This is a genomic window from Georgenia sp. SYP-B2076, from assembly GCF_003991205.1.
GTDB lineage: Bacteria > Actinomycetota > Actinomycetes > Actinomycetales > Actinomycetaceae > Georgenia.
Genome location: NZ_RXOZ01000001.1, coordinates 57,660 through 81,245, shown reverse-complemented (window position 1 = coordinate 81,245; position 23,586 = coordinate 57,660). Strand labels below are relative to the sequence as shown.

The window sequence follows — 23,586 nt, the reverse complement described above, 5'->3', positions numbered from 1 at the left end:
CGAGCCCGCGGCCCCAACGCCCCCGGCCCCGGTGCCGGCCGCCGGCCAGGAGTCCTGGCGCGGTGAGCTGGCGCTGACGGTCCGCCCGCGAGGCGGGCGATCGGTCGCGGTCCACCAGTTCCACCGGGGCGCGCTCCGGGTGCTGCGCCCCATGTACCTGGACACCACCGGGCAGGTGACCTACGTGGTCGTCAACCCCGGCGGCGCCTACCTGGACCGGGACAGGTACCGGATCGACGTGGCGGTGGGCGACGGCGGCGACCTCATGCTGACCACCCAGTCGGCCACGAAGGTCTACCGCACCCCGGAGGACCGTGCCGTCCAGCAGGTCACGATCTGCCTGGGGCCCGGCAGCCGGCTGGAGTACCTGCCCGACCAGCTGATCGCCTACCGCGGCGCGCGCTACCGCCAGGACACCCGCATCGAGATGGCCCCCACGGCTTCCTTGATGATGTCCGAGGTCGTCACCCCCGGATGGTCCCCCAGCGGCACGCCCTTCCTCTACACCGAGCTGCGCCTGCGCAGCGTCGTCACCATGGGTGGCCGCCCCGTGGCCGTCGACAACCTCGTGCTGGCCCCCCGGGGTGGGGCGGCCGGCATGAGCGGGATGGGACTCCTCGAGGGCCACACGCACGTGGGGTCCCTGCTGGTCGTCGACCCGAGGGCGGACGAGGCGGCCCTGCAGATGGTCCGTGAGCGCGTGGCCACCCGCGCGGGACACCTCGTTGCCGGCGTCAGCGCCCCGTCCGTGCCCGGGCTGGCGCTGCGGGTGCTGGGCACCGCCACCCAGGAGGTGAACGGGCTGATCATGGCGGTCGTCAACGAGCTGCGCGTCCGCTGGTTCGGGCAGCCGCCGGCAGATCTGCGCAAGTACTGAAGGGATCGTCGCGCATGAGCTCCCCATCAGCGGGCAGGATGCCGGCCCTCGGCTCAGGCGCCGAGCGGTCCTTCTGCGCCCGTGCCGCGGCCACCATGGGGGTCGTCGTGGTGCTGCACGCGACCGCCGTGGGCCTGCTGGGCCTCGGGGCCGTGGCGAGCACCGTCCCGCTGGCGGCCGGGCTGGTGGCCACGGCCTACCTGACCGGTGTGCGGCACAGCTACGACTGGGACCACATCGCCACCATCGACAACTCCACCCGGCGCTTCGTCGCCCAGGGCCGGGAGCCGGCCAGCGTGGGCCTGGCCTTCAGCCTGGGCCACAGCAGCGTGGTGATCGCCGCCGGGGCCCTGGCCGTGGCCGGCGCGACCTTCCTCTCGGCCCTCGTCCAGGAGGGGACCCGGGCCAACACCCTCCTGGGACTCGTCGGGGGAACGGTCTCCGGGCTCTTCCTGCTCGTCATGGGCTGCTACAACGCCGCCGCGTCCCGCCGCTCCTGGTCGCTGCGGCGACGGGCGCGTCGCGGGGAAGGGGCCTCCGCCGGGGACCTGGAGTCCCAGGGCCTCATCTCGCGGCTGCTGGCCAGGCCGCTGTCCCGGGTGAGCAGACCCCGCGACATGTACGCCGTCGGCTTCCTGTTCGGGCTCGGCTTCGACACCGCCAGCACGGTCTCCCTGCTCATCGTCACCGCCTCGGCGGCCGTCGCCGGGGTGTCCGCGTGGACGCTGCTGTCCCTGCCGTTCTTCTTCGCCGCCGGCATGTGCCTGTGTGACTCCCTCAACGGGTTCGCCGTCCTGCGGATGTACCGCTCCGCCTGGCAGGAACCGGTCCGCAAGCTGGGGTTCAATGCCGTGATCACCGGCATCTCCGCCTTCTCCGCGCTGTTCATCTCCGCCATCACGATCGGAGGCGTGCTCCACCACGGGCTCGGGCTGCGCGACCCCCTGACCACCCGGCTGGCGGCCATCGACCTCGGCCAGGCCGGCCTGCTGCTGATCGCCACCATGTTCGGGGTGTGGGGTCTGGCCGCCGTGGTGTGGAAGTCGGGTCACCGCCTGTCAGGGAGGCGTTCCTGATGTTCACCCGTCCGGCGCTGGCGGTGCTGCGCAGCCAGTCCCAGGTGTTCTTCCAGGGCCGGTGGATCACCGGCCTCCTGGTCCTCCTGGCCTTCGCGGTGGCCGACCCGAGCATGGCGGCCTTCGCGGTGCTCGGTGCCGCGGTCCAGTCACTGCTGTCGTGGGCGGTCCCGCGCATTGACCGCCGAGACGTCGTGGCGGGCCTGCACGGGTTCTGCGGCGCGCTCACCGGGGCCGCCGCCTGCGCGGCCCTGGGCCCCTCGCTCCCCGCCCTGGCGTGGGCGGTCATCGGCTCCGCTGGGTGCGTGGCCCTCGTGCTGCTGGCGGGCAGTCGTCCCGTCGCCCGCTGGGGGCTGCCGGCGATGACCGCACCCTTCTGCGTCGTCAGCGGGATCGGGATGCTGGCGACCCGGTCCCTGCAGACCACCCCGGCCCCGCCGGTGTACGCCCCCACCGGCTCCCTCATGGATCCCGTGCTCTCGGTGCTGACCAGCTTCTCCCAGGTCGTGCTGCTGGACAACGTGTGGAGCGGGGCCCTGATCCTGCTCGGGCTGTTCCTGGCCGGGTGGAACACCGGAGTCTGGGCGCTCGCCGGGGCGGTGGTCGCGTCGGCCACGGGGTGGGCGCTGGGCCACGACGCCGGCGTCGTCGTCAACGGCCTGGACGGATACTCCGGGGTGCTCGTGGCCCTGGCCCTCGGAACGGTGTTCCTGACCGGGCGGCGGCGGTTCCCCGTCGCGATCGTCGGCATCGCCCTGACGGTGCCCGTCCGGGTGCTGCTGGCCCGCACCGGCATCCCCGTCTACACCTGGCCGTTCGTGCTGGTGACCTGGGGAATGCTGCTCGTGGACCGGTGGTTCAACCAGCGATATGTCAGGCCTCGCCTCTACGGCGCCCAGCGCCCCGCTCAGCTATGAGGTCACCGCGGCCGGCGGGGCACGCCCAGTCCTCGGCGCCCTAGGACTTTCGGACTGGCTCGACATACCCCACGGGGGTATAAATGGGGGACGCCCGATTCGCGAGGACGCCTCACCACCATCTCGAGGAGCCAGGATGAGCACCACCACCTACGATGTGACCGGCATGACCTGCAGCCACTGCGTCCACGCCGTGACCGAGGAGGTCAAGAAGATCTCCGGGGTCAAGGACGTCGAGATCACCCTCGTCACGGGCGGGGCGTCCCAGGTGCGGGTCACCAGCGACGCCGACCTGGCCGTGGACGACGTGCGCGCGGCCGTGGACGAGGCGGGCTACGAGCTCGCCGGCGCCCCTGCGTGAGCGGCGCCTCGTCGACATGCCCGCCGACCACGAGTGAGTTGTGAGACGGAGATGATCCGGTGAGCCAGCAGGCCATCGAGCTCGAGATCGGCGGCATGACGTGCTCGTCGTGCGCCGCGCGGATCGAGAAGAAGCTCAACCGGATGCCCGGCGTCGAGGCGAGCGTGAACTACGCCACCGAGAAGGCGAAGGTGGCGCTGCCCGAGGGCACCACGGTCGAGGACGCGGTCGCCACGATCGAGGCCACCGGGTACACCGCCCGGCTGCGTGAGCGCGTCCCGGCGGCGGCGCCCGCCGAGGGGCCGGCCGCGCCGGACGAGGCCGCGGCGCTGCGCCACCGGCTGGTCGTCTCCGCCGTCCTCGCGGTCCCGGTGGTGGCGCTGTCGATGATCCGGCCGCTGCAGTTCGACAACTGGCAGTGGCTGGCCCTGACCCTCGCCGCGCCCGTGGTGGTCTGGGGGGCCTGGCCGTTCCACCGGGCCGCGTGGGTCAACGCCCGGCACGCCGCGGCCACCATGGACACCCTCGTCAGCGTCGGCGTCCTGGCCGCCTTCGGGTGGTCGCTGTACGCGCTGTTCCTGGGCGACGCCGGCAGCCCGGGCATGCGCATGTCCTTCGACCTCGTCCCCGAGCGCGGCGGCTCGCACGAGATCTACCTCGAGGTCGCCGCGGCCGTCACCGTCTTCATCCTCCTCGGCCGCTACCTCGAGGCCCGCGCCAAGAAGGCGTCCGGCGCCGCCTTGCGCGCCCTGATGGAGATGGGCGCCAAGGACGTCGCCGTGCTGCGCGCCGGCGCCGAGGTGCGCATCCCCGTGGACCAGCTCGGCGTGGGGGACCAGTTCGTCGTCCGCCCCGGCGAGAAGATCGCGACCGACGGCGTCGTCGTCGACGGCGCCTCGGCGGTGGACGCCTCCATGCTCACCGGCGAGCCCGTGCCCGTCGAGGTCGGCCCCGGCGACGCCGTCGCCGGCGCCACGGTCAACGCCGGCGGGCGACTGCTGGTCCGGGCCACCCGCGTCGGCGGTGACACCCAGCTCGCGCAGATGGCGCGCCTGGTCGAGGAGGCCCAGACCGGCAAGGCCCCCGTCCAGCGCCTCGCGGACCGCATCTCCGCGGTGTTCGTGCCCGTCGTCATCACGCTGTCGGTGGCGACGCTGGGCTTCTGGCTCGGCACGGGAGCGGGCGGCGAGTCGGCGTTCACGGCCGCCGTCGCGGTGCTCATCATCGCCTGCCCGTGCGCGCTCGGTCTGGCCACACCCACCGCTCTCATGGTGGGCACCGGCCGCGGGGCGCAGCTCGGCATCCTCATCAAGGGCCCGCAGGTCCTGGAGTCCACCCGCCGGGTCGACACGATCGTGCTCGACAAGACCGGCACCGTCACCACCGGCGCGATGCGCCTGGTCGACGTCGTCCCCGCCGCCGGCACCGACGCCGCGGAGGTGCTGCGCCTGGCCGGGGCGCTGGAGCGCGCCTCCGAGCACCCCATCGCCCGGGCCATCGCCGCCGGCGCCCGCGACCGGCTCGGCGCCCTGCCCCCGGTCGAGTCCTTCACCAGCAGCCAGGGCCTCGGCGTCTCCGGCGTGGTGGCCGGCCATGCCGTCGCCGCCGGGCGCGTGGCCTGGATGCGCGAGCAGTGGGCGCAGGAGCTCGGCGCGGACCTGCGCGACGCGCTGGACGTGGCCGAGTCCGCCGGGCGCACCGCCGTCGCGGTGGGCTGGGACGGGCGCGCCCGCGGCATCGTCGTCGTCGCCGACACCCTCAAGCCCACCTCCGCCCAGGCCGTCGCCGAGCTGAGGGCCCTCGGCCTGCGCCCCGTCCTGCTCACCGGGGACAACGCCCGGGCGGCCCGCACGATCGCGGCCGAGGTCGGGATCGAGGAGGTCGTCGCCGAGGTGATGCCCGCCGACAAGGTCCGGGTCGTGCGCGAGCTCCAGGACTCCGGCCGCGTGGTCGCGATGGTCGGCGACGGCGTCAACGACGCCGCCGCCCTGGCCCAGTCCGACCTCGGCATCGCCATGGGCACCGGCACCGACGTGGCCATCGAGGCCTCCGACCTGACCCTGGTGCGCGGGGACCTGCGCGCCGCCGTCGACGCCGTCCGGCTCTCCCGCCGCACCCTGGCGACGATCAAGGGCAACCTGTTCTGGGCCTTCGCCTATAACGTCGCCGCCATCCCCCTGGCCGTTGCCGGCCTGCTCAACCCGCTCATCGCGGGGGCGGCCATGGCCTTCTCCTCGGTCTTCGTGGTGACCAACAGCCTGCGCCTGCGCGGGTTCCGCGCCGTCTCGGTCGAGCCCGCGCCGCGTGCCGCCCGCGCGGTGGACCTGGTCGACGCCGCACGGTAGGGCGGCCCGCGCGGCCCCGGCGCCGTTCGGGGCTGGCGCGCCCGGGGTCGGCGCCCGGTCGGGGCCCGCGCTACGCGGGCTTGTAGGCCCAGTGCCAGGGCTCGCGCGGGGTGTCCTCGACGAAGCCGAACCGGCCGGCGTTGACGCGCATCCACGCCTGGGCCGTGGCGTCGAGGTCCAGGTCCACGGCCTTGCCCCACCCGTGCGGGCTCGTCCCCGGCTTCGCGCCGAGGCCGCCCTCGGAGTACAGGCCCTTGCGGCGCACGACGTCGACCTGGACGTCGTAGGTCCGGTAGGAGTCCGTGATGCCGATCGTGACCCCGTCGGCGGCCGCGGCCGACAGCACCTGCTCGAACGCCGCCGCGGCGGGGGCCCACAGCTTGTGGCCCGTGCTCCCCACGGGGGTCAGCGCCGTGGCGGGCACGCGCCCGTTGCCGTAGGCCGCGAGGTCGGCGGGCACGCCGTCGGCCGTCAGGGCGGAGCCGCCGACAGCGGGGGTGAAGTCGGTGAGGGCCCGATCGAGGACGTGGCCGAACGCGTCGGCCGAGCCGGCGGGGGCGCTCGGCTGCGCGGGCGAGAGCGAGCTCAGGGTCGCCTGAATGCTGGCGATGCGCTGTGAGATCGCGACGATGCCGTCCATGTTCCCCCCTCCTGGTCCCGGACATCCCATCGGCCGGGGGGATGGCGTGCTGAGGGGACGGCGGGGTGGAATATCCCGTCGCCGCCGTGGCGTTCACGCCAGCGAATACCCCCTGGGGGTATGGTGAAGAACCGATGTCACCAAGCTCGAGAGGTTGTCATGACCGCTCCGCAGCACAGCCACGACGGCGACGGCGTGGGGCGCACCACGCCTGAGGCGCACGCCGGTCACGACATGGCGACGATGCCCGGCGGCGGCCACGACATGGCCCACACGGGCCACGGCGGTCACGGCGGTCACGGCGGTCACGGCGACCACGTCGCGATGTTCCGCCGCCTCTTCTGGATCACGCTGGCGCTGTCGGTCCCGACCGTGCTGCTCAGCGGCATGTTCGCCTCGATCGTCGGCTACGCCCTGCCCGACGTGCCCGGGCTCGGCGCGGTCTCGCCCGTGCTGGGCACCGTGATCTACGTCTGGGGCGGGCGGCCGTTCCTCACCGGTGCGGTGAGCGAGATCAGGTCGCGCAAGCCCGGGATGATGCTGCTGATCGGCATGGCGATCAGCGTCGCGTTCGTGGCGTCCTGGGGCGCGAGCCTGGGCCTGTTCTCCCACGAGATGGACTTCTGGTGGGAGCTCGCGCTCCTCGTCGTGATCATGCTGCTGGGCCACTGGCTCGAGATGCGCTCCCTCGCGCAGACCTCCTCCGCGCTGGACTCCCTGGCCGCGCTGCTGCCCGACGAGGCCGAGAAGATCGACGGCGACCAGGTCGTCCGGGTGGCCCCGGCCGACCTGACGCTCGGTGACGTCGTCATCGTCCGGCCCGGCGGGCGGGTCCCCGCCGACGGCGAGGTGGTCGAGGGCGCCGCGGACGTGGACGAGTCCATGATCACCGGCGAGTCCCGGCCGGTGCCGCGCGGCGTCGGCGACCGCGTCGTCGCCGGCACGGTGGCCACCGACGACGCCCTCCGGGTGCGCGTCACCGCCATCGGTGAGGACACCGCCCTGGCGGGGATCCAGCGCCTGGTCGCCGAGGCGCAGTCCTCCTCCACCCGCGCGCAGCTCCTGGCCGACAAGGCCGCCGGGTGGTTGTTCTGGTACGCGCTGGTGGCCGGGGCGATCACCGTCGTCGTGTGGTCGGCCCTCGGGACGCCGGAGAGCGCCCTGGTCCGAGCGATCACCGTCCTCGTCATCGCCTGCCCCCACGCACTCGGGCTGGCGATCCCGCTGGTGGTCTCGATCTCGACCGAGCGCGCCGCCAAGGGCGGCGTGCTGGTCAAGGACCGGGCGGCCCTGGAGCGGATGCGCGGCGTCGACACCGTGCTCTTCGACAAGACCGGCACCCTGACCAGGGGCCAGCCCGTCCTGAACCACATCGCCGCGGGCGCCGGCTCGTCCGACGCGCTGCTGGCCCTGGCCGCCGCCGTCGAGGCCGACAGCGAGCACCCACTCGCCCGCGCCATCGTCGCCGCCGCGCACGACCGTGGCCTGGACGTCCCCCGCGCGAGCGACTTCCGGTCCACCACCGCCGTCGGCGTCACCGCCACCGTGGACGGCCACGCCGTCAGCGTCGGCGGCCCGGCCCTGCTCGCCGAGCACCGCCTGGAGGCGCTGCCGGCGACCGGGCCGTGGTCCGACGCCGGCGCGATCGTGCTCCACGTCCTCGTCGACGGCCGCGTCGCGGGCGCCGTCGGCCTGGTCGACGAGGTCCGGCCCGAGTCGCGCGAGGCGACGGGCACCCTCCACGCCCTCGGGGTCCGCGTCGTCATGATCACCGGCGACGCCGAGCCCGTGGCCCGCTCCGTGGCCGCCGAGCTGGGCATCGACCAGGTCTTCGCCGGTGTCCGGCCCGAGAACAAGAGCGAGAAGGTGGCCGCGCTGCAGCACGAGGGCCGCACGGTGGCCATGGTCGGCGACGGCGTCAACGACGCCCCCGCCCTGGCGCATGCCGACGTCGGCATCGCGATCGGCGCGGGCACCGACGTCGCCATCGCCTCGGCCGGCGTCATCCTCGCCAGCGACGACCCGCGCTCGGTCCTCTCCGTCATCGAGCTCTCCCGGGCGGGCTACCGGAAGATGAAGCAGAACCTGTGGTGGGCGGCCGGGTACAACCTCGTGTCCGTCCCGCTGGCCGCGGGCGTGCTCGCGCCGGTCGGGTTCGTCCTACCCATGGAGGTCGGCGCCCTGCTCATGTCGCTCTCCACCGTCGTCGTCGCCCTCAACGCCCAGCTCCTGCGCCGCCTCGACCTCAGCCCCGAGGCCAGCGTCGCCGCGGCCCGGGGCGCCCGGCCCGTGCCCGCCCGGCCCGCCGGCGGCGAGCTCGCGGGCGCCCGCCGCTGAGGCGTACCGCCGCCCGGCCGTCGCGGGACCGCCGCCCGCCGCGAGGGCCGTGCCGCCCGGCCGCCGCGCCGCGGAGATGAGGTCACGACCGCATTCGCCCCGCCAACGCGCCGCGACACATAGTTGACGGCGGGGCCAAATACCGCTCGGATGCCCACACGACGTGTTTCCACACGCCGTGTACGGATATTCATGTCATCCGAGGAGCGCTACGCCATGTCGTCTTCCCCCTGGTCGAGGCTGCGCCGACGCGGCCTTGCCGCGACGGCCGCCGTCGGTGTCGTCGTCGCCGGAGCCCTCCCGGCGGCGGCCGCACCCGCCGACCCGGCCGCGCCGCCGGCCCCCGTCACCACGACCGAGCCGGCCCCCGGCGGCGCCCCGCCCGCGTTCGAGGACGGCAGGTACGTCGTCGTCATGAAGGACCAGCCGGTCATCGGCTACGAGGGCGGCACGCCCGGGTACGCGAAGACGAAGCCCGCCAAGGGGGAGAAATTCGCCCCGGGCACCCCGGAGGCCGGCCGCTACCGCGGGCACCTCAAGGACAAGCAGAAGAAGGCCGCCCGTTCCGTCGGGGCAACGCCGACCTACAGCTACACCGACGCCGTCAGCGGGTTCGCCGCCGAGCTCACCGCCAGGCAGGCGACGGCGCTGGCGAAGCAGCCGGGCGTGCTGGCGGTCGCGCCGGACGAGCTGCGGCAGCCGGACACCGCGACCTCGCCCGACGTCCTCGGCCTGACCGGCAAGCGCGGGGTGTGGGACGAGCTCGGCGGGACGAAGAACCTGCGCAAGGGCGCCGGCAGCGGCGTCGTCGTCGGCGTCATCGACACGGGCATCCGCCCGGAGAGCCCCTCCTTCGCGGACAACGGCATGCCGAAGGTCAAGGGGTTCTCGGGCGCCTGCGAGACCGGCGAGCCCGCGGACTTCTCGGCCGACGACTGCACGAACAAGCTTGTCGGGGCCCGGTACTACGTCGACGGCTTCGGCGCGGACAACATTGCCGACTTCGAGAGCCTCTCCCCGCTGGACGTCGACGGCCACGGCACGCACACGGCGAGCACCGCCGCCGGCAACCACGGCGTGGCCGCCACGATCGACGGCGCCCCGGCCGGCCGGATCTCCGGCATGGCCCCGGCCGCGCACGTGGCCGCGTACAAGGTCTGCTGGGAGGACAAGGCGGGCGCCGGGGAGGGGGGCTGTGCCAACAGCGACTCGATCGCCGCGATCGACCAGGCCGTCGCCGACGGCGTCGACGTCATCAACTACTCGATCTCCGGGACCTCGACGAACTACCTCGACGCCGTCGAGCTGGCGTTCATGTTCGCGGCCGACGGGGGCGTGTTCGTCGCGGCGTCCTCGGGCAACTCCGGGCCTGGTGTCTCGACCACCGCGCACCCCTCCCCGTGGCTGACCACGGTCGCGGCCTCGACGCACGCCATCCTCGAGCACACCCTCGTCACCGGCGACGGCGCCCGCTACATCGGCTCCTCCGTCACCGGCGGGATCGCCACGGACACCCCGCTGGTGCTCGCCGACTCGATCGCCACCGGCGCGACGGCCGCCGCGGCCCTGTGCCTGCCCGGCTCCATCGACCCGGCCCGCGCGGCCGGCAAGATCGTGGTCTGCGACCGCGGCGAGAACCCCCGCGGGGAGAAGAGCCAGGTCGTGGCGGCCGCCGGCGGCGTCGGGATGGTGTTGGTCAACACGACGCCGAACTCGCTCGATACCGACGTGCACGCCGTGCCCACCGTGCACCTGGCCGAGACGTCCCGCCCCGCGCTGCGCGCCTACGTCTCGACGCACCCGGCGCCCACGGGCCGGATCCTCGAGACCAACGAGGGCTCGACGACGCTGGTCCCCGAGGTCGCCGGCTTCTCCTCCCGCGGGCCCTCGCTCGCCGGGGACGGCGACCTCCTCAAGCCCGACGTCTCGGCCCCCGGCGTCGGCGTGCTCGCCGCCTACAGCCCCACCCAGGGCGGCCGGGACTTCGACTACCTCTCCGGCACGTCGATGTCCTCCCCGCACATCGCGGGCCTGGCGGCGCTCCTGAAGCAGGCGCACCCGAGGTGGTCGCCCATGGCGATCAAGTCGGCCATGATGACCACCGCCGACGACCACGCCTCCGCGGCCAGCAGCGACCCCTTCGCCAGCGGCGCCGGCTTCGTGGACCCGGACGAGTTCCTCAACCCCGGCGTGGTCTACGACTCCGACCAGGCCGACTGGTGGGACTTCCTCGCCGGCCAGGGCGTGACCTACGCCGACGGCACCCCCGTCTCCAGGAACCCCATCGACGCCTCGAACCTCAACACCCCCTCCATCGCGGTCGGCGCCCTGGTCGGTGAGCAGACCGTCACCCGCACGCTGACGAACGCCACCAACAAGCAGGCGACCTTCACCGCCAGGGTCGACGGCCTGGCGGGCGTCGGCGTCAAGGTCTCGCCCAGCAAGGTGACGCTGAAGAACGGCCGGTCCGCGGACGTGACGATCACGTTCACCACGACGACGGCCACCCTCGGCGAGTACGCCACGGGCCACCTGACCTGGACCGGCTCCAACGGCACCGCGGCGCGCAGCCCGATCGTGGTCAAGCCCGTCGCGCTCGCCGCGCCGGCGCAGGTCAGCGCGCCGGTGGACGCCGCCGGGGTCGAGATCCCCGTCGAGGTGGGCTTCGCGGGCACCCTGTCCGCGCGGGTGTTCGGGCTCGTGCCCGGCCTGGTCACCGCGGCGACCGCGCGGAACGCCGGTGGTACCGGCTTCGACGCCGCCGACCCGCGCAACTACACCCAGGACTTCACGGTCGGCGACGGCGCCCCGCTGGTGCGCATCGAGCTGAGGTCCGCCCACCCGGGCGACGACCTCGACCTGTACGTCACCGCGAAGGGCAGTACGACACCGATCGCCTCGGCGGCGACCGGCTCGGCCGACGAGGTGCTGCAGGTCGGGGACCTGCCCCCGGGCGAGTACACGATCCACGTGCAGGCCTGGGCGGTCGCGGACGCGGCGCCGTCGACGACGCTGGACGTGCGCCTGTTCCAGGTGCCCGACGCCGACGCCGGCACCCTCGTGCTCGACCGGCCGACGCGGCGGGTCGCGCCGGGGGACCAGGTCACGTTCGCGGGCGCCCTGGCCACCGACGGCGTGACGCCGTACTTCGGCCAGGTCGAGCTCTACAACGGCAGCGAGAAGGTGGGGGTCACCTCCGTCTCGGTCGGCTGACACCGCCATCCCAACCCGGGCCGCAGCAGGGGGCGGCCCGGGTTAGGCGCCTGACAGGACTCAGACCGCTGGCCGCACCGCCAGCCGCTCCGCCCGCTCCAGCAGCCGCGGCGCCTTGAGGGCCCGGGCGACGTCCGGTGCGGCGGTGCCGGGGCCGGCCCAGCGCCAGTCGTCGACCACGCCGACGTCGGCGTCGGTCCGGGCGGTGGCGATGCGGCGGAACAGCAGGGCGAGGTCGAACTGCTCGCGCAGGGTGGCGTTGAGCTTCGCCGTCGACCGGACGCCGGCGTCCCAGGCGAGCGGGTCCTCCGGGATGTCCTCCAGGTGGCCCCAGCGGTCGAGGACGGCGGCCGCGGACTTCGCGCCCCAGCCGGGCAGCCCGGGGAAGCCGTCGGCGGCGTCGCCGACGAGGGCGAGGAGGTCGGGGACCGAAGCCGGGGGGACGCCAAGCCGCCCGTGCACCCCGTCGGCGTCGAACCACTTGTCCTGGCGGCGGTCCCACTGCCAGACCTTGCCCCCGACGCACTGCGCGAGGTCCTTGTCCGGCGTGCAGATGACCGCGCGCTCGACGCGGTCGTCGGCCGCCGCGACGAGGGCACCCGCGGCGAGGGCGTCGTCGGCCTCCTGCTCGACCATCGGCCAGACCGTGAAGCCGAAGGCGCGCAGCGCGTCCTCCACGACGGTGAACTGGGCCTTGAGGTGGGGGTCGACCGCGGCGCCGTCCTTGTAGGTGGGCCACAGGTCGTTGCGGAAGGACTCGATGACGTGGTCGGTGGCGACCGCGACATGGGTAGCGCCCTGCTCGAGCAGCGCGAGGCACGAGGCGACGACGCCGCGGGTGGCCCCGAGGTCGGGGTCCTTGTTCGCCGGTGAGAAGTGCTGCCGGAACAGCTCGTAGGTGCCGTCGACCAGGTGGACCTGCATGCGAGGAGCCTCCCACACCCCCACCCGGTGACCGGTCAAGTCCTCGCAGCGCGCGCGCCCGGTGACCAGTCAAGTTCTCGCAGCGCGCGCGCCCGGTGAGCGGTCAAGTCCTCGCAGCGCGCCCCGCCACGTGCGAGGCCCGCGCCGATTGCGCGGCCTACTTACGGGAGGGGTCTTCCACCAGCGACGACGCCCAGTCCGGCACGTACTTGGAGATTTCGATCGGGGGGCGCTGGTACCCGGTGCCGGGCGGCCGCTCCGGCAGGGTCACCTTCTCCCGCTCCGGCACCTCTTGGTACGGGAGCGAGTCGAGCAGGTGGTGGATCATGTTCAGGCGCGCCTGCTTCTTCGAGTCCGACGCCACGTGGTGCCACGGCGCTGTCTGGGTGTCGGTGTGCACCATCATCTCGTCCTTGGCGCGGGAGAAGTCCTCCCACCGGGTGATCGACTCCAGGTCGATCGGGGAGAGCTTCCACTGGCGCAGCGGGTCGTGCAGCCGCTTGCGGAACCGCTCGAGCTGGACGTCGTCGGAGACCGAGAACCAGTACTTGCGCAGGAAGATGCCGTCCTCGACGAGCATCTGCTCGAAGATCGGGCACTGGCGCATGAACCGCTTGTGCTCCTCGGGGGTGCAGAAGCCCATGACCTTCTCCACCCCGGCACGGTTGTACCAGGACCGGTCGAACAGGACCATCTCCCCGGCGGCGGGCAGGTGCTCGACGTAGCGCTGGAAGTACCACTGCGTCTTCTCGCGCTCGGTCGGCGCCGGCAGCGCCGCGATCCGGGCGACCCGGGGGGAGAGGTACTCGCTGACGCGCTTGATCGTGCCGCCCTTGCCGGCGGCGTCGCGGCCCTCGAAGACGACGACGACGCGCGCGCCGGTCGTCTTGAGCCACACCTGGAGCTTTCCCAGCTCCCCTTGGAGGCGGTAGAGCTCGGCCTCGTAGACCTTGTTGGGGATCTTGGTGGTCCGGAACCCGGACACCTCTGACATCCCGTTGCCGCTCGGCGCCGTCGTGCCGTCGGGCGAGCGCCCGTTCTCGTCAGTGACGGCGCCGTCGCCGGAGGCGCCGGCACGCTTCTTCGCGGAGGCCATGGCGGCAGGGTAGTCCCGCCGGACGCGCACCACGAGGTGAAGCCCCCTAGGCTCGTGTCCTAGACCACACACGTGCGCTATCTGGAGGTTCCCCATGGGCAAGTTCTCTTTCGTCGTCGGCGCCGGGCTCGGCTACCTGCTCGGCACCCGGTCCGGGCGCGGTCAGTACGAGAAGATCAAGAAGGTCGGCAACACCGTGTGGGAGAACCCGCGGGTCAAGGAGAGCGTCCAGAAAGTCGAGACCAAGGTGAGCGACATGGCGCGCGAGCGCACCGCCGCCGTCACCGACAAGGTGGCCGCCACGGTCAAGGACAGGATCACCAGCCGCGGCGGCAAGCCCGGCAGCAACGGCTCCCAGTCCGGGGGCGCGGGCTTCCAGTCCGGCGGAGGGACGTACCAGTCGGGCGGCGCCGGGACCGCCTACGGCACGGGCGACACCGGCTCCCCGACGCCGCAGGACCCGAACCTCCCGCACTCCTGACCACCCCATCGCGGTCCTGACGACCCAGTCCGGTGACCGGTCAAGTCCTGACGACCCAGGCCCGGCTACCGGTCACGTCCAGACCCGGCACGCGGCGGCGGCGCACCCCACCGTGGGTACGCCGCCGTTGGTGCGCCTGGGCAAGGGCGCACCGGGCCGCGGCTACCCTGACGACGTGCCCACCCTCAGCGGCCCGGACGGCCGGACTCTGACCAACGCGGTCGTCACCCTGCGGCCCCTGACGCCCGACGACGCCCCCGCCCTCTTCGCGGCGCTCGACGCCCCCGAGGTCTGGGCCACCGGCTACGGCGGCGGTCCGGCGGGGAGACCGGCCGACGTCGGGGCCATGCGGCGGCTGATGGGCACCTACCTCACCGGCGGCACCGGCGGCGGCGTCGCGTATGCGGTGCGGCACGCCCGCACCGGCGACCTGGTCGGGACCACCACGCTCGGCGACATCGACCTGCCCAACGAGACGGCGCACCTCGGCTGGACGGCGTACAGCCCGGCCGTGTGGGGAACCAGCGTGAACCCCGCCGCCAAGCTCGCCGTGCTTGCGCACGCCTTCGAGGACTGTGGCCTCGGCCGGGTCAGGCTCCAGGTCGACATCCTCAACGCCCGCTCCCAGGCCGCCGTCGCCAGGCTCGGGGCCGCGCGGGAGGGCGTGGCGCGCCGGCACCGGCGCCGCGCGGACGGGACCTGGCGCGACTCCGTCATGTACTCGATCCTCCGCGACGAGTGGCCGGCCGTGAGGAGCCGCCTCGAGGGGCGCCTCGGCCGTGGCGCCGTGACCCTCGACGCCGTCGGGGACCGCGCGGTCTGAGCGCACGGCGCGAGCCCGAAAACTTCGTACGGATAGTCCGTACGTTTTCTTCGGACAGTTGAAAGAGGCGGCCAGCGAGCCACCCAGCGAGGCACCCCAGCGAGCCGCCCACGCGCGCGCCCCACGCCCCGGGCCCAGCCGGTTTCCGGCGCCCTGCCGCCATTTTTTCGGTCCGGCGAACAGTGCGCGATGCCACCCCGCAGGGACTTGGGCCGCCGCTATGGGCGCTGTCACGATGGTCCTTATGTCTACTTCCCTCCCCGACCAGACGCGCCCGCGGCCCACCCCGGCCCAGGAGCGGCGCTGGCGCCGGTACCTCGCGGACGAGCGCGCCGAGGGCGCCGTGTACCGCCACCTCGCGGCGCGTCGCTCCGGGGAGGAGCGGGACATCCTCCTGGCGCTGGCCGACGCCGAGGGCCGCCACGAGCAGCACTGGCGCGACCTGCTCGGCGACCACGTCGGCCGGGTCGGCAAGGGGGCGCTACGCACCCGCCTGCTCGGCTTCCTCGCCCGCGCCTTCGGCTCCGTCTTCGTCCTGGCGCTCGCCCAGCAGGCCGAGCAGCGCTCCGCCTACGGCGCGGACGCCGACGCCACGAGCGCCATGGCCGCCGACGAACGCGTGCACGGCGAGGTCGTCCGCGCTCTGGCCACCCGCGGGCGCGAGCGCATGTCCGGGACCTTCCGCGCCGCCGTCTTCGGCGCCAACGACGGGCTGGTGTCCAACCTCGCGCTGGTCCTCGGCATCGGCGCCACGGGGGTCTCCGCCGGCACGGTGCTGTTCACCGGCATCGCCGGCCTGCTCTCCGGCGCCCTGTCCATGGGGGCCGGCGAGTACGTCTCCGTGCGCTCGCAGCGCGAGCTGCTCGAGGCCTCGCGGCCGGACCCGGACGCCCACGTGGTCATCCCGGACCTCGACGTCGACGCGAACGAGCTCGCGCTGGTCTACCGGGCGCGGGGCATGGAGATCGGCGAGGCGCGCACGCACGCCGCGGACGTCATCACCCGGGTCGCCGCCGGGCACGAGATGCCCGCCCGCGCCGTCCAGGAGTACGAGGAGATCGGCAACGGCTGGTCCGCCGCGCTCTCGAGCTTCTGCTTCTTCGCCTCCGGCGCCCTCGTCCCGATCCTGCCCTACCTCCTGGGCCTGTCCGGACTGTCCGCGGTCATCCTCGCCGCCGTCCTGGTCGGGGTCGCGCTGCTGGGCACCGGCGCCATCGTCGGCGTCATCTCCGGGGCACCGCCGCTCCGGCGCGCGCTGCGCCAGCTCGGCATCGGCTACGGGGCCGCCGCCGTGACGTACGTCCTCGGCCTCGCTGTCGGCTCGGCAGGCCTGTGACCGCGGCGGTGGCCCCGGCGGTGACCGCGGCGGTGACCGCGGTGACCGCCGCGCCGGCCGCGGCGGTGACCGCGGCGGCGACCCGGCAGCCCGGCTGAGCCGACGCGCCGGAGCGCCGGGTGGCGCGGGCGAGTCTCGCGGCGCCCGGCGTACCCTCGACGCAACGCCGGCGGTGTCGAGGCCGTCGGGGCGGAGCGGGCGCCACGCGCGCCCATGGCGCAGGCCACGGCGCGCCGACGGCAGGCACGGCAACGATGGCGGAGCCCTGGATGAACGAGCCCGATGCACGGTATCCACGCCCGCTGCTGCGCTCGACCCGGGTGCTGCTCCTCGCCTTCGCCGCGCTCACGGTCCTCGCGTTCGTCGCCCTGTTCGTGCTCTCGGGCCAGACCGAGCGCACGTTCGCCTGGACGATCGACGTGCCCGCCACCGCCGCCTTCATGGGCGCCGGGTACGCCTCCGGCACGGTCCTGGTGCTCCTCGCGCTCAGGTCAGGCAGCTGGGTGACCACCCGGGCGCCGATGGTCACGATCCTCGTGTTCGCCACGCTCAGCCTGGTCGCGACGCTGGTCCACCTCTCGCGCCTCCACCTCGCGGCCCCCGATCCGGTGGCCCGGTTCGCGGGGTACCTGTGGCTCATCGTCTATCTCGTCGTGCCGGTCGGGATGGTGGTCGTCACGGCGCTGCAGGAACGTCTGGGCGACGCCGTGGGCCGGCGCCGCCGTGCGATGCCGCTGTGGCTGCGTCTGCTGATCGCAGCCGAGGGGGCGGTCATGCTCGTCGTCGGCGCCGCGCTGTTCCTCGCGCCGGCGTCGGCGGCGGCGCTGTGGCCGTGGCCGCTCACGCCGCTGACCGCGCGGACGGTCGCCGCGTGGCTCCTGGCCTACGGCTTCGCCGCCGCCCTGGTGGTGCGCGACAACGACCTGGGCCGGCTGCGCGTCCCCGCGATCGCCTACGCGGTCTTCGGGCTGCTGACCCTCAGCGTGCCGGTGCGGTTCCCCGACGACGTGGCCTGGGCCGAGCCGGCGGCGACGGCGTACGTGGTCCTCGCGGTCGCCGTCGCCCTGACCGGCCTGGCCGCCCTCGCCACCACCCGCCGCCTGCGCCGGGGACGGCCCGCGCACCCCTGACACCGTCCGTACCCGACGCCGGCGCCTGACGCCGGCCACCCTGGAGGAGGACCCCGCCGTGGTCGATCCCGCAAGCCCGGACCAGCCGGCACCAGGCGCCGGGGACGAGGGGCCGCCGGCCCGCCCGGCGATCGTCCTGGTCAGTCGGGACGACGGCGTGCGCGGGTCGGTCGGCGCGGAGCTGCGCCGCCGCTACGGCGCCGACTACGCCGTCGTCGACCTCGCCACCCCCGAGACGGCCAGCGAGGCGCTCGCCACCTTCGCCGCCGACGACGTCCCGGTGGCCCTCGTGCTGGTGGGCTACGGCGGCCGGGACCCAGACGGGCTCGCCGAGCTGGTCTCGCTCGCGCCCCTGGACCGCTCGGCGCTGCGCGTCGCGCTCGTGCGCTGGGGCGACTGGTCCACCACCCGGCCGATCTTCGAGGCGATCGGCCTGGGAACCGTGGACCGGTGGATCGCGCGCCCCGAGGTGCCCGCGGACGAGGAGTTCCACCGCTCGGTCACCGAGTTCCTCGAGGAGGCGGCCAGCCGCCGCGGCACGCCCCGCTTCGAGGCGGTGCGCCTGGTGGGGGAGCGGTGGTCGCCGCGCGCGCAACAGCTCCGCGACCTGTTCGCCCGCAACCGCATCCCCACCGGCTTCTACGACGCCGGCTCCGACGCCGGGCGGGCCGTGCTCGAGAGCGTCGGCCTCGCCTCGCCGGCGCTGCCCGTCGTCATGCTGCGCTTCCGGCCCGGGACCCCTGTGCTGCAGAACCCCACGGACATCGAGATCGCCGACGCGTTCGGGATCTTCGAGCCGGTGGGCGCCGACGAGCTGTTCGACGTGGTCATCGTCGGGGCGGGGCCCGCCGGGCTGGGCGCCGCGGTGTACGCCGCGTCGGAGGGGCTGCGCACGCTGGTGCTCGAGGTGGACGCGGTGGGCGGCCAGGCCGGGACCTCCTCCCTCATCCGGAACTACCTGGGGTTCCCCGACGGGGTGTCCGGCGGCCGGCTCGCCTACAGCGCCTACGAGCAGGCGTGGACCTTCGGGGCCCGGTTCCACTTCATGCGCGCCGCGACGGCCGTGCGCCGCGACGGCGACCTGTGCCTGGTCAGGCTCAGCGACTCCGCCGTGGTGCGCACGCGCGCGGTGATCGCCGCCACCGGGGCGGCCTACCGGCGGCTCGGCGTGCCGGCGCTCGAGGCGCTGCAGGGCCGTGGCGTCTTCTACGGCTCCACCGTCAGCGAGGCCTCCGCCATGACGGGCCGGCAGGTCTTCGTCGCCGGCGGGGGCAACTCCGCGGGCCAGGCGGCCGTGCACCTGGCCCGCTACGCGGCGCAGGTCACGGTGCTCGTGCGCCGGGCCACACTCACCGACACGATGTCGGAGTACCTCATCCGCGAGATCGAGTCCGCGCCGAACATCGACGTGCGCTACCGCTGCGAGATCGTGGGCGGGGCCGGGGAGGACTTCCTCACCGCGCTCGTCCTGCGCGACCTCGACACCGCGGTCGAGGAGACCGTCTCCGGCGTCCTGTTCGTCCTCATCGGCGCGACGCCGCGCTCGGACTGGCTCGGCGCGGTCGCCCGGGACGGGGCGGGCTTCGTCCTGACGGGGGCGGACGTGCTCGGGGCGCCCGATGCTGCGGGCCCGGGCGATGGCAGAGCGGGCGACGGCGGAGCGCGCCGTGGCGGTCCGGGCGTTGCCGGCTCAGGCGTCGCCGGCCCGGGCGACGGCGGACCCGCCGGCGACGGGCACGCCTGGCCCCAGGGCCGCGCCCCGCTCCTGCTGGAGACCTCCATGCCGGGAGTCTTCGCCGTCGGGGATGTGCGGCACGGGTCCGTCAAGCGGGTCGCCTCCGCCGTCGGCGAGGGCGCGCTCGCGGTCAGCGTGGTCCACGGGTACCTCGCGAGCCGGCAGCCGGCGATGGGCTGAGGACACGCGGCCGGGCACCCCGCACGGCTGTTTCCGGCCCCCATGCGTCCGATCCGGGTCGACCGTATGGTCGGACGACGAGCAAGGGGGCGCCATGCGCATCAGGGACTCCGTCGTCGTCGTTACGGGCGCCTCGAGCGGCATCGGGCGCGCGACCGCCCTGCGGTTCGCGCGCAAGGGCGCCGTCGTGGTGGTGGCGGCACGCCGGGAGGAGGCGCTGCGCTCCCTCGTGGAACGGTGCCAGCGGCGCGGCGCCCGGGCCCTTGCGGTGCCCACCGACATGAGCGACGCCGAGGCCGTCAAGCGCCTGGCCGCCCGCACGGTGGCGGAGTTCGGCCGCATCGACGTGTGGGTCAACAACGCCGCCGTCGGGTTCGTCGCGCCCTTCCTCGACGTCCCAATCGAGGACTTCCGGCGGGTGATCGACGTCAACGTGATGGGGTACTTCCACGGGTCGCGGGCCGCGCTGCGGCAGATGCGCCGCCAGGGCTCCGGGGTGCTCGTCAACGTCTCGTCCATCGTGGGGGAGGTGCCCCAGCCGTACACGGCGGCATACTCGATGTCGAAGGCCGCGGTGAAGGCGCTGGGCGTCAGCCTGCGCTCCGAGCTCTTCCTGGACGGGCTCTCCACCATCAAGGTGAGCACGGTGCTGCCGGCGAGCATCGACACCCCGTACTACCGCCAGGCCGCCAACTACACCGGCCGGGAGCTCGCGCCGGTGCCGCCCGTGTACGCCGCCGAGCGGGTGGCTCGCACGATCGTCGACGTGGCCCGGTTCCCGCGGCGCGAGGTCGCGGTCGGCCCCCTGGGGAAGGCGTTCGCGCTCCAGCACAAGGTCATGCCGCGGACGACGGAGACCCTCATGGCCGTCCTGGTCCGCCGGACCCACCTTTCCCGGACGCGGACGGCGCCCCGCACGCCGGGCAACCTCTACGAGCCGTCCGCCGCGCCCCGCGACGCCGAGGTCTCCGGCGGCTACGGCGGCCGGCGGCGGACCGCGCGGCGCCGGATCGTCGGCGCGGGCGTGCTCGCGGGCGCCGCCCTGGCGGCGCGCCGGCTGCGGCGCTGAGCCGCCACGGCGGCCGGCGTGCACGGCGCCACCGGGGCACCTAGCGTGGTGCGCACCCCGTGGAAGGAGCTCACCGTGGCCCTCCGCCTGGCCCGGCGCGCCGTGATCGCGGCGCTGGGCGGCGCCCTGACGCTCGGCGGCTGCTCGTCCGCCAACCCCATCACCACCCAGCTGGACTACGCCCCCAGCGACGGGATCCTGGTGCGCCTCACGGACGGCGTGTCCGTCGAGAACCTCCTGATCCTCACGCCCGGCAAGGGCCAGGACGGGTACCTGCTGGGCGCGGTCGCGAACAACACCAGCCAGGACACCTCCGTCACCATCGACATCCCCGGGATGGGGTTCACCAAGCGTTTCCCGGCCCCGGCCGCCACCGGGACGAACTTCTCCGACGCCCGCGTCACCACGCCCCCGGTGGACGCGGAGCCGGGCGCGACCGTGCCGGCCACGGTCTCCAGCCCGGCCGCCGGTGCGCAGGACGTCCAGGTCCCGGTCCTGGACGGGACGCTGCCGGCGTACCGGGAGTACCTCGCCGGGCGCTGAGGCAAACCGAGGTGGCCCGATGCTTCTACCGGCGAGCCGACGGCCCGTATGGTGAGGACGTGGGCCCGTTGCCCACACGCGACGACGGCGGGGAGTGAGACGCGTGAGTGCTGCACCTGGGGCGGATCCCACCGCCGGGCTGGTCGACGTCCTCGCACAGGTCGCCCTGGTGGGCGGGACGATCCTGGTGCTGGGCATGACGGCGGTCGCGCTGACCACGTGGCTCGTGGTCCGGCGGATCCGCCGCTCCGGCGTCGTGCGCCGCAACGTGGACCGGGGAGGGCTCGCGGTCCGCGCGGTGGCGGGCGACGCGCCCGGGCGCCGGCTGGCCCGGATGAGGCTCGAGCTGCGACGCTCGGTGGAGGCCACCGGCAGGTCCCTCGCGGCGGCCCGGGAGCAGGGCCGGCCCGTCGGCGACATGCCGTTCGTCGCCGAGCGCCTGGCCCGGACGGCGAGCCTGCTCGACGAGCAGCTCCGGCTCGCGGAGCGCGAGCCGGACCTCGCCCTCAAGCGCTCCCTCGCCGCCGGCCTCGACGCGCAGGTCGAGCAGCACGGGCGCCTGACGGCGCAGCTGCGCGAGTCCGTGCTGCAGAGCGGGTTCACCGTCGGCGGTGCCCAGCTGGGGGACGCGGGATCGCACCTGTCCCTCGAGGTCGACGCGCTGCAGGCGTGGCACGGCTGGTACGGCAGCCGCAAGACCGCCTGACGTCGCCGACCAGGACGAAGGACCGCCCATGCCGATCGGACGACGCCTCCCCCGCATCCTGCGCGCCAACAAGGCGGCCAGGCAGACGCCGACGGACCCGATCGCGACGTTCGAGGCCGCCCGCCTCCAGCAGCTGGCGCGCCTCGATGAGGCGCGCCGTGCCGTGGCGGACCTCGTCGTCGAGCGGCGGCGGGTGGAGCTGCTCGGCGAACGGGCGACGGCGGAGGTCGCGCACCTGGGCCGCCAGGCGGAGGCCGCGGTGGCCGCCGGGGACGACGACGGCGCCCGCGAGCACCTGCGGCGCGGCCTCACCGTCCGCGACCGGCTCCAGGCGCTGGACGCGCAGTGGCGCGCGCTCGACGCCACGGTCCACCGGCTCGAGCGCGCCGCGGCGCACCTCGAGGACCGGGCGCGGGAGTCCGAGGCGCGCTACCGGGCGCTGCGGGCCGACCACGCCGTCGCCCGCGCGTCGCTGCAGCTGGAGCAGGGCCTGGACGCCTCCGCCCGGGGGGCGGCCGTCGCGCGCGCCGCGGCGCTGGAGGCCGAGCGGCAGGTGCGGCAGCTGCAGGCGCACGCCGCCGCCCGCGAGGAGCTGGCCTGGACGGATCCCGACTCCGCGCGCGTGCGGGCGGCGTTCGAGGAGCTGGAGACGGGCCCCGCCGTCGAGGACGAGCTCGCCCGGCTCAAGGCCCGCAAGGGCATCGACCCGCGCCGACCCGGTCCGCGCTGACCCAGCTGGCCCGTCCGGCGTACCCCGATCCCTGCTGACCCGGCCGGCATGGCGGCGCCGTCTCAGTCGTCGATGGTGGACATGTCGGCATAGCGCTCCCCGACGACCGCTCCGCGCGGGACGGCGTCGGCGATCGCCGCGAGGTCCGCGTCACCCAGGCGGACGGCGACGGCGCCGACGTTCTCCTCCAGGTAGGTCACCCGCTTCGTGCCCGGGATCGGCACGACGTCGTCGCCCTGCGCGAGCACCCACGCCAGCGCCAGCTGCGCCGGGGTGACGCCCTTGCCCTCGGCGAGCGCGCGGACCCCCGCGACGAGCGCGAGGTTGCTCTCCATCGCGGCGCCCTGGTAGCGCGGGAGGCGGGCGCGGAAGTCGTCCTGGGCGAGGTGCTCCGTGGAGGAGATCGCCCCGGTGAGGATGCCGCGCCCGAGCGGCGAGTACGGCACCAGGCCGATGCCGAGCTCGCGCAGGGTCGGCAGGATCTCGTCCTCGATGTCCCGGGTGAACAGGGAGTACTCGGTCTGCAGCGCGGTGATGGGATGGGTCGCGTGCGCGCGGCGGATCGTCTCCGCGGAGGCCTCCGAGAGGCCGAGGTGGCGCACCTTGCCGGCCGCGACGAGCTCGCCCATGGCGCCCACGGTGTCCTCGATCGGCACGGTCTTGTCGACCCGGTGCTTGTAGTACAGGTCGATGTGGTCGACGCCGAGGCGCTCCAGGCTCGCGTCACACGCCCGATGGACGTACTCCGGCGTGCCGTTGACGCCCAGCCGGGTGCCGTCGGCGCGGCGCTCGTTGCCGAACTTCGTGGCCAGCTGCACCTCGTCGCGCCGGCCGGCGATCGCGCCGCCGACGAGCCGCTCGTTGGTGAAGGGCCCGTACATGTCCGCGGTGTCCAGGAGCGTGACCCCCAGATCGAGCGCGCGGTGGATGGTGGCCCTCGCCTCCGCCTCGTCGGCGGTGCCGTAGAACTCCGACATCCCCATGCAGCCCAGGCCGATCGTGGAGACCGTCAGCGGCGCCGCGCCGCCGAGCGTGCGCGTGCCGAGGGTGGTGCTGTAGCTGGCCAT

General features: G+C 74.4%; 20 protein-coding genes. 16 read left to right on the top strand and 4 right to left on the bottom strand.

Features of this window, described 5'->3' with window-relative positions:
* Positions 1 to 31: 31 nt before the first annotated feature.
* The 5 genes from EJK16_RS00360 (at position 32) to EJK16_RS00340 (ending at position 5,576) form a co-directional block, all read left to right on the top strand.
* Entirely contained in the window at positions 32 to 877 is an 846-nt protein-coding gene (locus tag EJK16_RS00360) for an urease accessory protein UreD (RefSeq protein WP_370275860.1), read from the top strand.
* 14 nt (positions 878 to 891) lie between these two features.
* Entirely contained in the window at positions 892 to 1,953 is a 1,062-nt protein-coding gene (locus tag EJK16_RS00355) for a HoxN/HupN/NixA family nickel/cobalt transporter (RefSeq protein ID WP_240645687.1), read from the top strand.
* Positions 1,953 to 2,870, top strand: coding sequence for an urea transporter (locus EJK16_RS00350; protein ID WP_127125206.1), 918 nt, complete (start codon positions 1,953 to 1,955; stop codon positions 2,868 to 2,870). The genes EJK16_RS00355 and EJK16_RS00350 overlap by 1 nt, the downstream gene beginning before the upstream one ends.
* Before the next feature lie 136 nt (positions 2,871 to 3,006).
* A complete protein-coding gene (locus EJK16_RS00345; protein ID WP_127125204.1) occupies positions 3,007 to 3,231 on the top strand; it encodes a heavy-metal-associated domain-containing protein in 225 nt (74 codons plus the stop codon).
* 95 nt (positions 3,232 to 3,326) lie between these two features.
* Positions 3,327 to 5,576, top strand: coding sequence for a cation-translocating P-type ATPase (locus EJK16_RS00340; RefSeq protein WP_127125401.1), 2,250 nt, complete (start codon positions 3,327 to 3,329; stop codon positions 5,574 to 5,576).
* A 70-nt stretch (positions 5,577 to 5,646) separates the two neighbouring features.
* Here the strand turns inward: EJK16_RS00340 and EJK16_RS00335 are convergent, their stop codons facing one another.
* Positions 5,647 to 6,216: a D-alanyl-D-alanine carboxypeptidase family protein gene (locus EJK16_RS00335; protein ID WP_127125202.1), complete on the bottom strand. Its 570-nt coding sequence runs from the start codon at positions 6,214 to 6,216 to the stop codon at positions 5,647 to 5,649.
* 159 nt (positions 6,217 to 6,375) lie between these two features.
* Between EJK16_RS00335 and EJK16_RS00330 the strand changes: the two genes are divergently transcribed.
* A complete protein-coding gene (locus EJK16_RS00330; RefSeq protein ID WP_127125200.1) occupies positions 6,376 to 8,553 on the top strand; it encodes a copper-translocating P-type ATPase in 2,178 nt (725 codons plus the stop codon).
* A 216-nt stretch (positions 8,554 to 8,769) separates the two neighbouring features.
* Positions 8,770 to 11,766 (top strand): S8 family peptidase, encoded by a 2,997-nt coding sequence (locus EJK16_RS00325; protein ID WP_127125198.1) that lies wholly within the window; start codon positions 8,770 to 8,772, stop codon positions 11,764 to 11,766.
* A gap of 60 nt (positions 11,767 to 11,826) precedes the next feature.
* On the opposite strand, the gene EJK16_RS00320 is transcribed toward EJK16_RS00325, so the two are convergent.
* Positions 11,827 to 12,690: a 5'-3' exonuclease H3TH domain-containing protein gene (locus EJK16_RS00320; protein WP_127125196.1), complete on the bottom strand. Its 864-nt coding sequence runs from the start codon at positions 12,688 to 12,690 to the stop codon at positions 11,827 to 11,829.
* 157 nt (positions 12,691 to 12,847) lie between these two features.
* Entirely contained in the window at positions 12,848 to 13,684 is an 837-nt protein-coding gene (gene ppk2, locus EJK16_RS00315; RefSeq protein WP_127125399.1) for a polyphosphate kinase 2, read from the bottom strand.
* 196 nt (positions 13,685 to 13,880) lie between these two features.
* Between ppk2 and EJK16_RS00310 the strand changes: the two genes are divergently transcribed.
* From EJK16_RS00310 to EJK16_RS00270, 9 genes are all read left to right on the top strand, one after another.
* Positions 13,881 to 14,267 carry a YtxH domain-containing protein gene (locus EJK16_RS00310; RefSeq protein ID WP_127125194.1) on the top strand — a complete coding sequence of 129 codons (387 nt, stop codon included), beginning with the start codon at positions 13,881 to 13,883 and terminating at the stop codon, positions 14,265 to 14,267.
* A gap of 175 nt (positions 14,268 to 14,442) precedes the next feature.
* Positions 14,443 to 15,090, top strand: a complete 648-nt coding sequence (locus EJK16_RS00305) for a GNAT family N-acetyltransferase (RefSeq protein WP_127125192.1) — start codon at positions 14,443 to 14,445, stop codon at positions 15,088 to 15,090.
* A gap of 244 nt (positions 15,091 to 15,334) precedes the next feature.
* Positions 15,335 to 16,426 (top strand): VIT1/CCC1 transporter family protein, encoded by a 1,092-nt coding sequence (locus tag EJK16_RS00300; RefSeq protein ID WP_127125190.1) that lies wholly within the window; start codon positions 15,335 to 15,337, stop codon positions 16,424 to 16,426.
* Positions 16,427 to 16,695: 269 nt separating this feature from the next.
* Positions 16,696 to 17,556, top strand: coding sequence for a hypothetical protein (locus EJK16_RS00295; RefSeq protein WP_127125188.1), 861 nt, complete (start codon positions 16,696 to 16,698; stop codon positions 17,554 to 17,556).
* 58 nt (positions 17,557 to 17,614) lie between these two features.
* Positions 17,615 to 19,471 (top strand): FAD-dependent oxidoreductase, encoded by a 1,857-nt coding sequence (locus EJK16_RS00290; RefSeq protein WP_127125186.1) that lies wholly within the window; start codon positions 17,615 to 17,617, stop codon positions 19,469 to 19,471.
* Positions 19,472 to 19,565: 94 nt separating this feature from the next.
* Positions 19,566 to 20,540: an SDR family oxidoreductase gene (locus EJK16_RS00285; RefSeq protein WP_127125184.1), complete on the top strand. Its 975-nt coding sequence runs from the start codon at positions 19,566 to 19,568 to the stop codon at positions 20,538 to 20,540.
* Between the two features lie 75 nt (positions 20,541 to 20,615).
* A complete protein-coding gene (locus tag EJK16_RS00280) occupies positions 20,616 to 21,083 on the top strand; it encodes a hypothetical protein (RefSeq protein WP_127125182.1) in 468 nt (155 codons plus the stop codon).
* A gap of 103 nt (positions 21,084 to 21,186) precedes the next feature.
* Positions 21,187 to 21,789 carry a hypothetical protein gene (locus EJK16_RS00275; protein ID WP_127125180.1) on the top strand — a complete coding sequence of 201 codons (603 nt, stop codon included), beginning with the start codon at positions 21,187 to 21,189 and terminating at the stop codon, positions 21,787 to 21,789.
* A gap of 28 nt (positions 21,790 to 21,817) precedes the next feature.
* The gene (locus tag EJK16_RS00270) at positions 21,818 to 22,519 is read left to right on the top strand and encodes a PspA/IM30 family protein (protein ID WP_127125178.1); all 702 of its coding nucleotides are present in this window, start codon (positions 21,818 to 21,820) and stop codon (positions 22,517 to 22,519) included.
* Positions 22,520 to 22,581: 62 nt separating this feature from the next.
* Here EJK16_RS00270 and EJK16_RS00265 read toward each other — a convergent pair whose 3' ends face one another.
* A complete protein-coding gene (locus tag EJK16_RS00265; RefSeq protein WP_127125176.1) occupies positions 22,582 to 23,586 on the bottom strand; it encodes an aldo/keto reductase in 1,005 nt (334 codons plus the stop codon).

Bases quoted from the DNA above. Each gene is read 5' to 3' on its own strand.
- EJK16_RS00355 (WP_240645687.1), top strand. From the start codon at position 892: ATGAGCTCCCCATCAGCGGGCAGGATGCCGGCCCTCGGCTCAGGCGCC.
- EJK16_RS00350 (WP_127125206.1), top strand. From the start codon at position 1,953: ATGTTCACCCGTCCGGCGCTGGCGGTGCTGCGCAGCCAGTCCCAGGTG.
- EJK16_RS00345 (WP_127125204.1), top strand. From the start codon at position 3,007: ATGAGCACCACCACCTACGATGTGACCGGCATGACCTGCAGCCACTGC.
- EJK16_RS00340 (WP_127125401.1), top strand. From the start codon at position 3,327: ATGACGTGCTCGTCGTGCGCCGCGCGGATCGAGAAGAAGCTCAACCGG.
- EJK16_RS00335 (WP_127125202.1), bottom strand. From the start codon at position 6,216: ATGGACGGCATCGTCGCGATCTCACAGCGCATCGCCAGCATTCAGGCG.
- EJK16_RS00330 (WP_127125200.1), top strand. From the start codon at position 6,376: ATGACCGCTCCGCAGCACAGCCACGACGGCGACGGCGTGGGGCGCACC.
- EJK16_RS00325 (WP_127125198.1), top strand. From the start codon at position 8,770: ATGTCGTCTTCCCCCTGGTCGAGGCTGCGCCGACGCGGCCTTGCCGCG.
- EJK16_RS00320 (WP_127125196.1), bottom strand. From the start codon at position 12,690: ATGCAGGTCCACCTGGTCGACGGCACCTACGAGCTGTTCCGGCAGCAC.
- ppk2 (WP_127125399.1), bottom strand. From the start codon at position 13,684: ATGTCAGAGGTGTCCGGGTTCCGGACCACCAAGATCCCCAACAAGGTC.
- EJK16_RS00310 (WP_127125194.1), top strand. From the start codon at position 13,881: ATGGGCAAGTTCTCTTTCGTCGTCGGCGCCGGGCTCGGCTACCTGCTC.
- EJK16_RS00300 (WP_127125190.1), top strand. From the start codon at position 15,335: ATGTCTACTTCCCTCCCCGACCAGACGCGCCCGCGGCCCACCCCGGCC.
- EJK16_RS00295 (WP_127125188.1), top strand. From the start codon at position 16,696: ATGAACGAGCCCGATGCACGGTATCCACGCCCGCTGCTGCGCTCGACC.
- EJK16_RS00285 (WP_127125184.1), top strand. From the start codon at position 19,566: ATGCGCATCAGGGACTCCGTCGTCGTCGTTACGGGCGCCTCGAGCGGC.
- EJK16_RS00270 (WP_127125178.1), top strand. From the start codon at position 21,818: ATGCCGATCGGACGACGCCTCCCCCGCATCCTGCGCGCCAACAAGGCG.
- EJK16_RS00265 (WP_127125176.1), bottom strand. From the start codon at position 23,586: ATGGCCAGCTACAGCACCACCCTCGGCACGCGCACGCTCGGCGGCGCG.